This is a genomic window from Streptomyces sp. NPDC085931, assembly GCF_044540565.1.
Classification (GTDB): domain Bacteria; phylum Actinomycetota; class Actinomycetes; order Streptomycetales; family Streptomycetaceae; genus Streptomyces.
Window position 1 is genome coordinate 153286 of the sequence record NZ_JBITSK010000013.1, and the last position, 15106, is coordinate 168391.

Genomic DNA, 15106 nt, shown 5'->3' on the forward strand with positions numbered 1-15106 from the left:
CAACGTGCATTCCTCGTGAGTAGCGGCCATGGTCAAGAAGAAACGCGGTCGTGTCTGCTCGCGGTTCGGCGCCGCCGCCGAACTCGTGCCCGGGATCGACTTCGACCACGGTTTGACCGACGGCAGGGATGGATGACGCTGCAGACCACTGAGGAGGCGACGTGCGGCTGACGATCAACACCGAGACAGACACCTATGAGCAAGCGATCGCCGCGGTGCAGGCGGCCTATGGCAAGCGCCCCGTGACTCCCGTGACCTGGCCGGAAGCATCGACACCTTACCCAGGACCCGAACCGGGCGAGCTGAGTGACGACGACCTTGGAAACGGCTGGAGCGAACGGCTGCTCTTCGACGTGATCGCTGCGCTGATGCCCGGTGCCCGGCAGGTGATCCGGCGGATCGTCGACATTGGCGGCCAAGCCAGCTACGACTCGGTGCAGCAGTACTTCGCCGGCCAGATCCCGCGGTCGGCGATCGGCGGGACGCTGGTTAGCGTGCAGGCGGTCGTGCGCCGCCGGGGCCCGCGCACCGGCGCGAAGTTACTGCAGCGCAACGAGCAGACCCGCGTCTACCGTATCGACCAAGAACTGCTCGAGCCGCTGCGGCGGGCCTTTGCCCTCGCCGAGGCCCGTCCCGACCTGCTGCGCGGTCACGAGGTCGGGTGACCCACGCGAAGCGGTTCCGCTCCCCAGAGCTGAGCGGTGCCGAGGAGTCACCGGCACCGCAGCAAGGCCGCACCGACATCGCAGGGTCAAGGACATGACCGGACCGGCCCGGCAGTACGGACCTGATCCTCCGCCCTGCCTCGTCTCTGCCCCGCCTGCCGGACGGCCCCGACGTACGTCGCCGCTCCGGACGAGTGGTCTGCACGGAGCCGCCGTATCGCAGCGAACCGAATCAACTCAGTGGCCGGCCCTCCCTGCCGGGGTGCGGTCCGGGCTCCTGCCGCTGATGCGCCTGCTGGTCGTCCGGGCGCACCGCACCAGCGGCGGCCTGTGCCGTGTGACGGTCCGCGCGGGCACGGGAGTCGTTGACCATCTTGGTGGCCGCCTTCTGGATGCGGCGCAGCCGGTCGGCGGTGAGATTGAGGGGCTTCCACGTCCGTGCGGGATGCCCGCAGGGCCCGCAGCGCTGTCACGTCGATCGCCTCCATGCGACCGGCTTCCGGCTCCTGGTCGTCGTGCTCGGGGTCAGCCGACCCGGGCGCGAGGAGCTGCTCGGACAGCGCCGCCGCTGGTGGGCGACGACGTCGTACGCCCGGCCCCGCACGGCGATGGCGGAGATGGTGGTGCGCAGCTTCTCGCGCACCACCACACCGGCGAGGACGGCACGGTCGTCCCTCGTTCATCACGAGCACCGTCGCGGTGATGTCGACGGCCGTCAGGGCGACGTCGACTGCGGCTGCGACGCGGGCCCGGATCGCTGCGGCTGCGGCGCGGGCGTGCTCGAGGAGGGAGTTGATGACGTCGGCGGCGACCTTGCAGGTGAGGATCGCACTCACCTGCCACCAGGCGCGCAGCTGCGCGAGCGGCTGGGTCTTCTGCTTGGGCGGACGGATCTTGCGGGCGGTGATCTGGTTCATCTTGGCGCGGGCCCGCATGGAGACCACGGGCAGGAATTTCAGCTCGCCGTCGTCGTCGACGGCGGTGACGTACTCGTGCTCCAGCTCTGCCAGGCAGGCGGCGATCTGGTCGCTGCGCCGGGCGGTCCAGCTCGTGCGGCACCCCGGCAATCTCCATCGCCGACCGGCGCCCCGGGGTGACGGTGCGCGGCTCGGTCGCAAGCTCCAACGTCTCGCAGGCTTCAGCGGCTACCAGCTCGTTGTTGAGCGCGGAGGCGGCCGCGGTGTTCTCGTGTAGGGCCTTGGTGTGGATCGAGCCCCACTTGCCGTCAGTTGGTGCTGCCCCCGCGGCCGGCCTCGCCCCGCTCAGTGCCCCACAGCAGCACAGGCGATCTGCGAATGTTGAATCTCTTCTACTTGAGGGCATTGTGGTTGAGGGCGTCCTGCAAATTCACGAGGCCCACTTGGATGTCCTCCACGGTGACGGCCTCGGCCACGTCCTGGACTACGACCGGTGCGTCGGCGCCGCCGCACTGGTTGAGCGCTCCGCCGAGCGGGATGCCGGCAAGGTTGCCGTTGGCAGCGCCGGTGCCGCGGGTGGTGGTGCCGTTGGCGCGAGCACCAGTGTGGTGGTTAGCGCAGGCGGTGCCGAAAGCGGGAGAGAGGAAGTCGCCGATACCACCGGCTGACGCCGGTCCCGCAGCGCCAATGCCTGCGCCCACAACAGCCGCAGCAACCCCGACCGCAATTTTTACCTGCTTGATCATGCCCGGTTAACGATGCTGTTCATCGGCCGACACCGTTCGGCGACGGACGATCTGTCGGAATCAGTTCATCTGTGAGCGTCGTCCGGCCGACGGAAACAGGCACTTTGCACTGCGGTCGGCCGTGCCTTTGCCTCGCAGGTGCCCGTCCTGCGGGATGGAGGGGGCGAGGCGGTGCATGCGACCGGCCGGACAGCGCGGGCGATCGAGCTGACCTTCGGATGAGTGTCCTCTCTCTCCCCTCCCCGCCTCCGCCTCGGTTCGTCCCACCACCACGGACAAGCCGGAATCAGGACATCAAGGAGGACTCGGGTACTAAACCGCCTCAGGAGATGGGGGACGGCCTGGCGTCCTTGCCTTCCCACGTACTGGGCGGATGACTGGTACGTATCGCGGGGCGGGCCATGTCGGCCTTGCTCCACCGTGAGATGCCGACCAAGGCACCGTCGTTGTCACCAGCGCCGTGAGCAGGGAGCGGTCTTCGTTTTCTCGGAAGGCGGCCATGCCGACGGACGCGGCGTCAGGTGGAGGGCAGGTGGCATGACTGAAGCGCGTGCTTGCCCCGTGCCCCGGCACCGCCCCCACCTGCAGCGAACGGCGCTACACCCGTGTCGTGATCTCAATCAGCTCGGGGCTTTGGAGTACGCGCAGGGGGAACCGCCACAGCTGGCCCTCCCAGGTTCCGGCGTAGACCAGGCCGTGGAGGTCGTCCAGCGCGATACCGAGGGGGGAGAAGGCGCCGGTGGCCTTGACCGACTCGCGCTCCTTGCCGGTGGCCAAGTCGACTGTGTATAGGACATCGTTCACGTGGTCGGTGACGTATGCCCTGCCCCTGCCTGTCATGTCGAGGGCGATGCCGCCGCTGCACCACTGGGAGATCACAGGCATCGTCTGCGGGGCCGGGGTGTCGGCCCGCAGGTCGATCTGCCGCATGCTTCCCGCGGCGTCCCTGTTACCGGTGTAAGCCTTTCCCCGCCCATCCAGCGCCACCGCGGAGGTGGAGCTACCCAACCCCTCACTGATGATGGTGCGTTGCGTCTTCGTGTGCAGGTCGACCTCGCACAGTTTCCCGTTGAAGGACGTGACGTAGGCCTTGTTGGCCGTGTGGTCCAGCGCGACGCCGCAGGCGGACGGGATCGCGGCGATCGCCTCGATGCGGCCGTTGGTCAGGTTCACCCGCAGCAGGCGGCCGGAGGCACCGCTGTTGTCGGTGATGTAGGCACCGCCGTGGTCGTCGAGTGCCAGGCCGCTGGGCAGGCCGAGACTGCTGCTGGAATCGCCGCTGGTGATGATCCGGTGCTTGGTGTTGGTGGTGAGGTCTACGCTGTACAACTTGCCGGTCTCGGTGACGGTGTACGCCTTGCCGAGCGAGGGGTCCACCGCGACGCCCAGGATGTGCGTCATCCCGTCGGCGACCAGGACTGCACCCTCGGTCTGGTAAGAGATCCGGGCCAACGTCCTTCTTGCTTCCTCGCTGACGCTTGGCCGGTCTTCGTCGCGGATCTTCGCCGCTTGCCGGAAGGTCTTCTGCGCGGCTGAGGAGGCAACGGCCGACGCCGCCACGCCGGATGCCGATCCGGGATCCTCGCTGACCTGGCGTTGGTCGTCGGCCACTGTCTGGAAACTGCTGAAGTGGGGGCCGAGGAAGTGGCTCATGACGTGCAGCGCTCCATGAGCCGTCTGACGCGGGTGCCAAGGGTCGCGGCCGGCCTCCAGCCCGTGTACGAACGCCGAGACGTCCCCCGAGACGCTCTCCTCGTCCTCGTCCCAGTCGCCGCTCCCGGCGCCGGGGGTGCACCCCCTGAGCGCCTCCGTGGACTTCTCGGCATCACTGGCCCGGTCCTTGCCGCTGCCGAAACCGTTGACGAAAGGGGACTTGGACGGGGGTCGGGCTTCCTTGCTGTTGTCGGAACCGTTCTCACTGTCGGGCATGCGTTTGCCTTTCTTTCTCGGTAGGCGCGAAGTCAGCGTTTGTAGAACGGCGCTTCCTTACCGACACCATCGCTGTTCCCGTCGCCGAGCTGGAGTTTCTCTAGTTCAAAGACCTCGGCCTCTCCAGCGAGGACAGAAAGGATCTCCGCCTGCCCCTTTCGCGTGAGGTATTCCTTGCCGTCCCCAATCAGTTCGAGAATGTCGACGGCCCGCGCAATGACCCGGTAGTAGTCGTTGTCCGGAAGTTGTTCACTTTTCCCGCGGGTCTGTGCACGCGTGCGTCCCTTGTCGTCCTCTACTCCCCCGATATTAGTGATGCTTCCGTATTCCACCGGCTCCTCGTAGTAGAGGGCGACCCAACCGCCCAGCGTGATGGGAAGCTCGTAGTCGAACTTGCTCACCTTCCGCCGTTGCGTGGCTCTGACGACCGCCCGGCTACCCACCGTCCCGCTGACCGAAAACGAGCCCTTGAACTGGGTGGTGAACGAACCGCTCACAGAGGCGCTGATGCCGAGCATCAGCTGTTCCGAAAGCTCTCCAGTACCCGTGGCCGTGGCCGTGGCCGTGGCCGTGCTCGCCGCTTGGGCCTGGGAGGTCACGTCCACCCCCTGGTTGTCCCTGCTGTTTTTCAGGGTGATCGTCTTGGACTCACTCGCCGACATACTGCTCTGCAACTGCTGCTGCAGTGACGCGGTGCTCTTCGCCCCGAACGTGAGCTGCGCCTGCCCTTGCAGCGACCAGCTGATCGTGTTGGAGATCGAAAATTCGAAGGCTGCCGTCCACGTCACCGGCCGGGGGTCCGTCCGGTTGACGAACGTGTTCTCGTAGATCACGTCGGGAGGGGGCTGCTGGATGTCGCTGCGCTCCTCGATGAGTGGCACACCCATGTTCATATAGGTGGTCCAGCCACGCGCGTGCGCGGAGTCCCCCGAAGGAAAGGTTCCGTACGTCACCTTGTTGATGGAAAACCCCACAGGAGCGATCCACCGATCCTGTTCATCGGGGGACTGCTTCTTTACCTTCCCTCTCACCCTCTCCCACTTGCTGGAAATGCTTTCCCAGCCCTCAGGCTTCTGCTCCTGCTCGCTTGCCCGTTCCCACTCCTGCCATTTTTCCAGGATCGGCGGCGGCTCGCTGGTGAGGATATCGAGTTCCCTCTGATTCTTCCGTGTCAGCGGATGGCGCATGAACCTTGTGGGCTTGAAGGTTTTCCCCACCACGTGTTCACTGCCCTCGCCGGCGGGATCACTGGCGGAGGTTCCAGCGGCCGAAGAAGTGCCCATATTGCAATCCCCCTTGTGCGGCAGGAATGCCGCAGTGTGCTGATTCCGGATCACGTCTACGCAGCTGTGCTACCCGGCTGCGGTGAACAACATCCGTACACGACCGCCCAATCGACGGCGCACGGAAGCAAGGCTCAACGTCGACGGCACGCCGGTACTCACCAGATTAAAGGATCACCTGACAACCGAGATGACATGGAATGAGCGACAGAGGACATCCCCGGCAGTTGCGCAAGGTGTACCGAAGTCACTCCAAGTCGGATCATTCCTCGCGAGGCAGCACTCGCAAAGACGATTCGTATGTCTTCAGAGGGCCCACGTCATTCAGCCACTATGTTGCCGTACGCCGCGCCGGTGCCATGAGTGTGGTGGCGCCGTCCGCGCGGGTCCCCGCACTGCGGTTCGCGCAGACAGTGCCAAAGGCGGGTGAAAGAAAGTCGCCGATACCTCCGGCCGAGGTGGAGCAACAGCGACGGCTGCAGTAGTGATAAGAACGCCGCCCAGGACAGTCGTTGTGCAGCCGATCATGCCTCGTGCAACGAGACGCTCGTGGCAAGGTCACTGACCTTGCCACGAGCGTCTCGCATAACCGGACCCGGCCGGTGGCTGAAGGGTCGAAGCACGCCTTCACTTCGCGAACGAGGGTGCGCATGTCCCTGCCGGCCGAACTGCTGTGGGACGACTCACGAGCTTTACCGCTGCGTGCGCCCCCTAACGCACGGCATCTGGGGCAGCCCTTTGCGTCATGTGGTCGAGGAGCGGATGTCTGCGCTGAGCTCGGCGTAGCGGCGTGCCCGGTGGGCGGAGGCGTCGAGAAGTACCGCGATCCGTTCTTGGGCTTGTCGGCCCGTGCCGGTGAGGCCGGTTGTGTCCAGCGCTCTGAGCGTGCGGGTGAGGGGCACAAGGACGTGATCGTGGTGGATGCTCGGAGAGTAGATACCGGAACGGGCCATGGAGGTGGCGAACCGGGCGTATCCCGGAATTGCATGTCCGGGAGGTCTGAAGTTGGCCATGACCTTGGCAATGCCTTGGAGCGTCCGATCCGGGTCGATGCGCATGGCGGCTTGGAGGACGGCGCGGTAGAAGAGCATGTGGCAGTTCTCGTCGTGGGCGATGCGGTTGAGCAGGGCGTCGCAGGCGGGCTCGTTGCAGAGGCGGCGGATTCCCTGGTAGGCGACGCGGGTGCCGAGTTCTTGCAGGGTGACGTAGACGAGTGAAGCCAGGACGTCACCGTCATAGTCGGCTTCGTAGCCGTGCTGTACGTGAGCGGCGCGGTTGTCTTCGAGTACGACTGGGTCGATTGCGCGTGTGACGATCAGATAGTCGCGGAGGGCGGTGCTGTGGCGGCTTTCTTCGACGGTCCATCGGTGGACCCAGGTACCCCAGGCGCCGTCTATCGAGAAGCCGTTGGCGATGACCCGGTGGTAGCTGGGGAGGTTCTCCTCGGCGAGGAGACTGTAGAGGAGACCATCGCGGGATGCGGCGTTGAGGCGCTGGTCTGCTGCTTCCCACGGGCGGCCGTTTATGACGCCTTCGTAGTCGAGGCCCTGACTCCATGGGATGTACTGGTGTGGGTACCAGTCGGTGCTGTTCGCGAGGTGGGCGTCCAACGCGTCGGCGGCGACAGGTTCGAGGTCGAGGAGGATCTTGGCGTTATCGGTGAGGCCGGTCATGCGAGGGTCTCCCGGAGGGACTGGATCGTCGTCGCCGTTTGTGGCGGGAAGGGCGGCGCCGGCGGTTCGTCCAGGGGATCGAAGGTGATGACGACCATGCCGATGCTGTGCGTTGACTGCTGCAGTGCGAACGCTTCCGTGACGCGAGCGGCGGGAAACGCCAAGTGGGGCAGCGGATGGAGTCTTCGTCGGGCGACGAGATCGGTGACTTCCGTCAGCAGGCGGTCGAGGCGTTCCGGGTCGTCGGGGAGGAGCCATGGAGCCGCCGTATCGGCACGGAAGGGGACGGAGTCGGACACGGCTGGCTCGTCGGCTTCCGGAGCTTGGGTGGGGTCCGGAAGCCGGGCCTCGGCGGCCAGTGTCCGGTCGGCAGCGGCCGACACGTGTCTGACACCGACACCGCGTAGGAAGGCGCGATGCAGGTCGTTGGTCACAATGGCGATGACATCGGCTTCCTGTGCCCGGAGGTACTGGAGAACCGCGAGGCCGGTGCCGTCGGTGGCTCGGTGGAGGACAACGGGACGGTGAGGCAGGCGGCTGAGGCGATGGCGGACAGCCGTGAAGGTCGATGGCCAGGTCGACGCCTCGGTGAAGGACTGCTTGCCTGGGATGGGACGAAGAAACCGCGCGTCGGCCACGATCCGGGAGGCGAGATGATGGGTGGTGAGACCGGCAACGCGATCGCCGGGCCGAAACGTCGTGACGCCGGGGCCGCATTCCGTGATCACCCCGGCGCTGCTGTGGCTGGGCGTGCTGCGAGACGGGGCAGCTTCCGGCATGCGGCCGGTCGCCCAGGCGATGTCCAGGTCACTGAGTGCGGTGGCGTGGACGTCGAGGAGAACCTCGCCGGGGCCGGGCGGCGGGCAGGCGGTCGCGCTCCACTGGAGCCGGTAGGCCGGTCCTTGGTCGCCGAGCCCGAGTGTGAGCGCGTGTTGATGCTGGGGGTGCCCTTCGCGGACATCGTCGGTCCGCGCCGACGGGATCCCGTGAGGGTGCGCGTGGTGGTGGAGACGGGCCGACGTGCGGGGAGAGGCGGTGAGGAAGGTGGAGAACTGCTCGCACAGGGGAAGCGCGTCGTCGCCGACCTGGACAACATCGGTGTATCCGCACCGTTCCAGCAGGCCCGGCCACTGATCCCGGGCAAGGAGCAAGGACGACGGACGCAGCGCCTTGTCGGTATGGCCGTAGAAGCTGTCCAGGGTGCCGAATACGAGCGCCAGGATTTCCGGGTCGTGTGCCTCGACGCCGAGCAGGTGGCCGCCAGGGGCCAACAGGGTGCGGAGGTGGCACAGGGTCGCCTCCAGGTCTTTGGCGGTGTGCAGGGTGTTGCCCGCGACGACGAGGTCGAACTGGTATGGGCGAAAGCCCTGTTCTGCGGGATCGCGGTCGATGTCGAGCGTGCGGTATTCGACGCGTTCGTGGGCGGCGAAGCGCTGTTGTGCCCTCGTGAGGAAGGAGGGGGCCACGTCGGTGAAGGTGTAGTGGGCAGCGGGCGGCAGTAGCGGCAGGAGGGCAGCTGTCAGGCCGCCTGTGCCGGCGCCGACTTCCAGCACGCGCAGGAGCTGGCCGGTTGGCTGGTGGCGGACGATTTGCTGCAGCAGGGCCTGAGCAAGGCGGTTGTGGAAGCGGCAGACGGGAGCCAGATCGTAGAAGTACCCGAGCATGGTGCGCACGGGCTCTGGCACCAGCAGCATCAGTGGGTCCTGCTGGCCGCGCAGGACGTGTTCGAGGTGCTCGGCCAGGTAGGCACCCATGGCGAACTGGGAAATGAATGCGGGTGCCGCGATCGTTCCGCGCCACAGGCTTTCGGGGAGGTTGAAGTCTGTTGCTGTCAGCTGCCAGGAGCTGTTGTCGCGTGGCTCGAGGAACCCATACCGGCGCAGCAGGGGTGTCAGCAGGGTGAGAAGTCGGCTGTGCCGCGCGTCCATCCCGTTTTCGACGAGGTCGTCCGTCTTGAACGGCACTGCCGGATCGGCGCACAGTTTCGCCAGGGCGGTTGCCACGGCACGAGCGGTGCATTCTTTGGAAAGGTTGTGAGCGTGTGCCCAGCGCAGTTGCCGCCAGTCGGACACGAGCCGGGTGATGCTGTCGCGAGCGTGGACCGCGATGTGACTGGGGCCGGGCAGACAGGACTGCTCGTTGGTGGGATTGCTGATCATCCTGGTCCTTCCTGCGAGGCCGGCGGCTTGCGGTCTCAGGTCTGCGCCCAGGCGGTGAGGACGAGTACGACGTTGTGGCCGCCGAATCCGAACGAGTGACTCGCTGCGACGCGGACTTCTTGCCGGCGCGGCTGTTTGGTGACGCAGTCGATGTCGAACTCGGCTTCGGGGGCCTGGAGGTTGGCGATGGGCGGCACCAGGTGGTGCTGGATCGTCAGGACGGTCAGGGCCGCCTCGATGGCGCCTGCGGCACCGAGTGTGTGGCCGAGCACACCCTTGGGGGCGGTGACGCTCGGGCGGTGGGGCAGAACACGGGCGATGAGTCCGGCCTCGGTCGCGTCATTGAGGACTGTGGAGGTGCCGTGGGCGTTGACGTGGTCGATGTCGTACGAGTCGAGCGCCGCTTGGTCAAGCGCGGCGCGCAGGGCGCGTTCGGCACCCGGTGCGCCCTGCGGAGGCGCGGTGGGGTGGTATGCGTCGGATGTGCTGCCGCATCCGGCCAGGAGTGCCCGTGGTCGGGCACCACGGGCCACGGCGTCGGTGGCTCGCTCCAGGATGAGGATTCCGGCGCCTTCCGCCATGACGAAGCCGTCCCGGTCCGCGGCGAATGGGCGGGAGGCTGCGGTGACGGCCTTGGTGCGGCGGGACAGCGCTCCCATTGCGGCGAATCCTGCTGTCGTCATGCGGCTGACGGCTGCTTCGGTACCTCCCGCGATGGCGATGTCGCAGGCGCCGAGGGTGAGCAGGTCGCGCGCGGTGGCGAGGGCCGTAGCACCGGAGGCACAGGCGGTGGCAGGTGCCAGGCTCGGGCCGCGGGCGCCGAGGTCCATGGAGACTTCACCGGCGGCCAGGTTGGGGACGATGACGGGAATGGACGCCGGGGACACCGCGTTGGGGCCGTTCTGGTCGAGCAGGATGCTTTGTTCTTCCCACTTCTCAGTGCCGCCCATGCCGCAGCCGACAACCACGGCCACTCGGCTGCCGTCCCAGACCCGAGGGTCGAGTCCCGCGTCCTGCACCGCTTCGCGGGCGGCGAGCACGGCGAGTTTCGCATGGCGGCCCATCCGCCAAGCCCGGCGGCCGATCTGTCGGTCAAGTGCCTCGTGGCCGGGCACCCGGCAGGAGAAATCCGCGGAAAGCCCCGCAAGGAGGGGGTCATGCGTGGCGGCCGTAGAGCGTCCCTGGCTCACCCCGTGCCAGGTCGCCGCGACTCCTTCTCCGGCAGGGGTGAGAAGTCCAAGACCGGTTACCGCGATCGCAGGGTACTTCACCGGGCCGCCACCCGCAGGGCCAGCTGCTCGTCGATGTACTGGGTGATCTCGGCCAGCCGCGACGTGCGGGTCGTGTGCTCGCTGTGCGGCTTCACTCCCAGTTTCTGTTCGAGGATGAGGGCGAACTCGGCCAGAGCGAGCGAGTCGATCTCCAGCTCTTCCAGGGTGGACTCGGGCGTGACCTCGTCCCCGGGGATACGGAAGGTAGTCGTCAGGGTGTGACGAATGATCTCGTAGGTGTCCGACATGGTGCCGGGTCCTTCCTCTCGTAGGTCGGTTGTGAGATGCGTAGGCCGGTATGAGGGTGCGTCACCACTCGAGCAGAACGAATCCTGCGCTGGCGCCGCTGGCGAGACCGAAGAGTGCAACCAGGCTGCCGGGACGCACGCGGCCTTCTTCGACGGCTTGGGCCAGTTGCACAGGCAGGCTGCCGGTCGCGAGGTTCCCGTACTGCTCGAAGGTGGAGATCACCTTGTCGGTCGGAATGTGGAGTGCGGCGCAGAAGCGAGGCAGCACGTGGGTGGCCGCCTCGTGGAGGCAGAAGACGTCAATGTCGCCGAGCTTGACGCCCATGGCGTCTAGTTCTGCGAAGACGGCCGTTTCCATGCCGTCGAATGCGGCGCTCAGCAAAGGGCCGTCGAACCGTACGGGACAGGCACCAGGGGTGCCGCTGAAGTGCGGGTTGTCGATGACGGCGGCGGGCCAGCCGGCGGAGTTCGCCAGGAAATGGCTGCCGAGGATGCCGCGGCGGCCACCGGCTTCGACGAGCATCGCCGCTCCCACGTCACCCATGACGCAGCCGGGGAGGAGCAGACTCAGCTCGGTGCGGTCACGTACCGGCTGCCGGCTGAGCAGGCTGCCCATCTCTCCAGTAGTGACCAGCACCTTGCTGTGCTGTCCGGCGCGAATGAGGGCGTCAGCGATCTGAAGGGCGTTCAGCAGGCCGTTGCAGGCGTTGCGGACGTCGAAGACCGGAGAAGTGATGCCCAATTTGTGGGCAACGATGTGGGCGGTTGCCGGTTCCTCGACGTCCTCACTTACCCCGGCGAAGATCAGCAGGTCGATCTCGTCCGGTGCACGTCCCGCCTGCTCCAGCAGACGCTGGGCCGCATGCGCCGCCAGGTCCGAAGGCATCGTGCCCGCGGGAGCAACCGGTCGTTCCCGGAAACCGAAGAGGGTCTCGAGTGTGCCCGGCATCAAGGGCGCGCGGGGGCTTCGGGCCGACACCGCTCGCTCGACGTCGCGACCGTTCTCGCGCTGGTCCGGCAGGTGAACCGCCACGCTCGTAACGGCGCTGAACGCGTGCGGTGCTGCGGTCTGTGGCCTTCCGCTGACCGGGTCGGTCGTCACAGGACGCCCAGCCGGCCTGCACCGTTTGCCGTACGCAGGCCTGAATGTGCGCAACGCGTGACGTCGCTGGTGATGGTGGCGAAGCCGCGCACGCGTGCGGGACCGGGGCCGGCCAGGGTCATCATGGGGAGTCCTTCTGCGAGGGAGGGGGCGGGGACTGGCACTAGGAGCGCACCGGTTGGGTGGCGCGGTGCCGCCTTTTTTTGGCCTGCGGCTGCCCGCGGTGACGCCACCCTGGGTGGGCGACAGGTCCTGGCGGGGCGGCAGCGGTGTTCCGGTCACCGCGTGAGTGTGGGCACGGCCAGAGGGCGGATGCGGTGCCGTTCACGGGCGGCGCCGTTCGAACCGGAGGCAAGACACTCACCCCGGGCGGCGGGAGTGTTTCGCTGCGCCGGATATCCGCGGACCGGGTGTGACCGGTGTGCCCGCCGCGGAACGGATCCAGAGCCTGGTCGCGCCCGCATCGTGCCCGTGCCGATTTACATACCCGCCTTTCGCTGTCCGTTGCACAAGACTTCGGCGGCTTGCAGGGCCGGCAGACGTGTCCTGGTCTGATTCACCTTCAGACGTCCGACATAGTGGCACAAACCAGTACAGACATATTGCGAGGCGGATCCGCATGTCGACCCCTTCCTCAGCCGTGCCCGGTGCGCTGCCGCTCGCCTGGCCCGACAAGTACCTCTGTCTCGATCCGGATCCGACCCAACTGCGCTTTGCAGGTGCCTTGAGGAGGGAAGGACCGCCGCCTGCCCATGAGGAACTGCGGGAGATGCTGGCTGGCGCCGTCGGCCAGGTACCGGCGCTGGGTTACCGCGTTACCGGGCGCGGATGGCGCAGGCGCTTTGAGCCGTGTCCCGACTACGACCCGGACGACCACATCGAATTCGTCCGGTATCCCTGTGGGCAGGAACCGGCACTCTGTGTCCTGGATGCCCTCGAGCGCCCCTTCCCCCACGGGCGCTCCCCTTGGTCCCTCCAGGTCATCAGTGGTTACCGCGACACCGAGCACCTACTGGTCTACCGGGTATGCCACCTGCTCCAGGACGGGATGGGGGCCTCGCTGACTGCGCACGCGCTCCTGTCCGGCAACGCACTTCCCCCACCTGGACCCCCGCTCCCTGCAGAACCGGTCACCGCCCAACATCTGCTGCGAGGGGCGCAGTTTCTGCCGCGCTTCCTGCAACGCCCGGCGCGGTGGCTTCCAGCGGGCAGACCGGAGCCCGGCCCGGCACTGGCGCCCGTCGTCCTGGACCGGTCGGCATTCGACGACATCACCCGCAGCACCGGAGCCGGCACCGCCCAGATCTGCCTCGCGGTACTGGCGGGCGCACTCAGGGCCTGGGCACCCCATCATTGGGACGGGACGGCCGGACGTCGGCAGCGCCGCGGGCTGCCCGTCCACATGACTCTCGACCTGCGGGGCCCCCGCGAGCGCACCACCCTCGGCAATCACGTGGGCATCGTGCCCCTCACCCTGCCCTGCGGCGAGGCTTCGCCCACCCAACGCCTGCAACAGACGCTGCGGCAGGCCGACTACGGCCGGCTGGGGCAGTACCGCCGTCTGCTTCGCGGCTTCCTGCACGGGACGAACGGCGCGCAGTGGCCCGCCGCGTGGCTCTGTCGCACGCTGGAGAAGCCCCGCCCGCTGGTGACCATGGTGTCCACACAAGTCGATGTCAGCCGTCTCGGTGCGATGGAGCTGTTGACCATCCCACCCCGTCCCCGTCACGTGCCGGGCGGCTTCATCTTCATCCACCAGCCGTCCACGATCACCGCCTGCGCCGCTTTCCACCTCGACCACCCCGGCACCGGCCTGCTGCCCGGCCTGCTCACCGACGCTCTCACCGAACTGCACGCGGCGACCACGGGCCACCCCGCCCGCGGCCGCGCCGCGCGAACCCCCACCAAGACCTCCTGACGCCCACCCCTGCGAGGACCAGCATGAAGCATGTCGTTGTCACCGGCGCCACGAGCGGAATCGGCGAGGCCACAGCCCTGCACCTGGCAGCCCACGGCTTCCGGGTGATCGGCACGGCCCGCAGCGCCGAGAAAGCCGAGAAGCTGCGCGCCCGGGCCGCCGAGCGGTGCTGCGCACTCACCACGGTGCTGATGGAACTCACCGACCCCGACTCGTGCCGGGACGGCTTCGCCGAGATCACGGACTTGACGCAGGGGGGCCCGTGGGCGTTGGTGAACAACGCCGGCGTCGCACCCGTCGGGGCCTTCGAGGACGTCAGCGACGCCACCGCCCGTGCCACCCTGGAAGTCAACCTGCTGGCCACCGCCCGTCTGACCCGTCTCGTCCTGCCCGGCATGCGACGAAGAGGCAGCGGGCGCATCGTCAACATGAGCTCCCTCGGCGGAATCGTCGCCATGCCGCTCAACAGCTGGTACGCGGCCAGCAAGTTCGCCCTGGAAGCACTCACCGATTCCTTGCGCATGGAGACCTCCGCCTGCGGCATCCGCTACAGCCTTATCGAACCAGGGCTCATCGACACCCCCATGGTGACCAACGCCCTGGCCGGTCTCCCCCTGCAGTCGCGCTACGCACACAGTTACGCGGTGCTGCGTCGGCTCGGACCCGCCGCACCCACCCGCACTGCCGACGTGGTCGCACGCACCGTGCGCAGAGCCCTCGAGGCCCGCCGCCCACGGCGTCGTTACCGCATCGGGCTGGAGACTCCCCTGGCGCACCTTGCCCGCATCACACCCGCTGCCGTCACTGACCGTGTTCTGAGAGCCGCCGTACGGCTGGATCACAGCGCACACCAGCCCGACCCGCAGAACACCAGCGCTCACACGTCTGGTGCGCCGCGTGATCGCTGAAACGGCCGGCTGGCCGCGTTGCCGAGTCCCTTGCTGCCGTTCGGACTCGGCACCGGCTTCTGCGTGGCGTGGCCCGGGTGCACCTGGGGATCACCTCTATTAGGGCACGCTGGCGGCCCTACGGTGTGACGCCGAACGGCAAGGCCGCAGCCGGCCGATAGCCCATGCGTCGCGCACCTAGCGGAACCGGCGCCCCGGAGTGAAGTTCACTGCACAGTTCGCTGTGGCGCTCACCGCCGACAATCCCGCGTGACACCGGATCTCACTGGTGCTGGACTCGTCCTCCG

12 protein-coding genes are annotated in these 15106 nt (G+C 67.4%); 4 read left to right on the top strand and 8 right to left on the bottom strand.

The window, feature by feature from the left end:
• Positions 1–161: 161 nt before the first annotated feature.
• Both ACIGAN_RS26385 and ACIGAN_RS26390 read left to right on the top strand, forming a co-directional pair.
• Complete coding sequence (locus tag ACIGAN_RS26385; protein WP_399861170.1) at positions 162–665, top strand: hypothetical protein; 504 nt, start codon at positions 162–164, stop codon at positions 663–665.
• A 365-nt stretch (positions 666–1030) separates the two neighbouring features.
• Positions 1031–1762, top strand: a complete 732-nt coding sequence (locus ACIGAN_RS26390; RefSeq protein WP_399861172.1) for a hypothetical protein — start codon at positions 1031–1033, stop codon at positions 1760–1762.
• Positions 1763–1974: 212 nt separating this feature from the next.
• Here the strand turns inward: ACIGAN_RS26390 and ACIGAN_RS26395 are convergent, their stop codons facing one another.
• The 8 genes from ACIGAN_RS26395 to ACIGAN_RS26430 all read right to left on the bottom strand — a co-directional run bounded on the left by ACIGAN_RS26395 (position 1975) and on the right by ACIGAN_RS26430 (position 11924).
• Entirely contained in the window at positions 1975–2328 is a 354-nt protein-coding gene (locus tag ACIGAN_RS26395; protein WP_399861175.1) for a hypothetical protein, read from the bottom strand.
• A gap of 597 nt (positions 2329–2925) precedes the next feature.
• Positions 2926–4257, bottom strand: coding sequence for a hypothetical protein (locus tag ACIGAN_RS26400; protein ID WP_399861177.1), 1332 nt, complete (start codon positions 4255–4257; stop codon positions 2926–2928).
• 32 nt (positions 4258–4289) lie between these two features.
• The gene (locus ACIGAN_RS26405; protein ID WP_399861179.1) at positions 4290–5540 is read right to left on the bottom strand and encodes a gluconolaconase; all 1251 of its coding nucleotides are present in this window, start codon (positions 5538–5540) and stop codon (positions 4290–4292) included.
• Positions 5541–6283: 743 nt separating this feature from the next.
• Complete coding sequence (locus tag ACIGAN_RS26410) at positions 6284–7213, bottom strand: acyl-ACP desaturase (RefSeq protein ID WP_399861182.1); 930 nt, start codon at positions 7211–7213, stop codon at positions 6284–6286.
• On the bottom strand, positions 7210–9372 hold the full coding sequence (locus ACIGAN_RS26415) for a methyltransferase (protein ID WP_399861185.1): 2163 nt from the start codon (positions 9370–9372) through the stop codon (positions 7210–7212). Before ACIGAN_RS26415 ends, ACIGAN_RS26410 begins: the two co-directional genes overlap by 4 nt.
• A 35-nt stretch (positions 9373–9407) precedes the next feature.
• Positions 9408–10643 (bottom strand): beta-ketoacyl-[acyl-carrier-protein] synthase family protein, encoded by a 1236-nt coding sequence (locus ACIGAN_RS26420; RefSeq protein WP_399861187.1) that lies wholly within the window; start codon positions 10641–10643, stop codon positions 9408–9410.
• Positions 10640–10891, bottom strand: coding sequence for an acyl carrier protein (locus ACIGAN_RS26425; RefSeq protein WP_399861190.1), 252 nt, complete (start codon positions 10889–10891; stop codon positions 10640–10642). Before ACIGAN_RS26425 ends, ACIGAN_RS26420 begins: the two co-directional genes overlap by 4 nt.
• 61 nt (positions 10892–10952) lie before the next feature.
• Entirely contained in the window at positions 10953–11924 is a 972-nt protein-coding gene (locus tag ACIGAN_RS26430) for a 3-oxoacyl-ACP synthase III family protein (RefSeq protein ID WP_399861193.1), read from the bottom strand.
• Between the two features lie 688 nt (positions 11925–12612).
• Between ACIGAN_RS26430 and ACIGAN_RS26435 the strand changes: the two genes are divergently transcribed.
• Both ACIGAN_RS26435 and ACIGAN_RS26440 read left to right on the top strand, forming a co-directional pair.
• Positions 12613–13911 carry a wax ester/triacylglycerol synthase domain-containing protein gene (locus ACIGAN_RS26435; RefSeq protein WP_399861194.1) on the top strand — a complete coding sequence of 433 codons (1299 nt, stop codon included), beginning with the start codon at positions 12613–12615 and terminating at the stop codon, positions 13909–13911.
• A gap of 23 nt (positions 13912–13934) precedes the next feature.
• Positions 13935–14819, top strand: a complete 885-nt coding sequence (locus ACIGAN_RS26440; RefSeq protein ID WP_399861197.1) for an SDR family NAD(P)-dependent oxidoreductase — start codon at positions 13935–13937, stop codon at positions 14817–14819.
• Positions 14820–15106 lie beyond the last annotated feature (287 nt).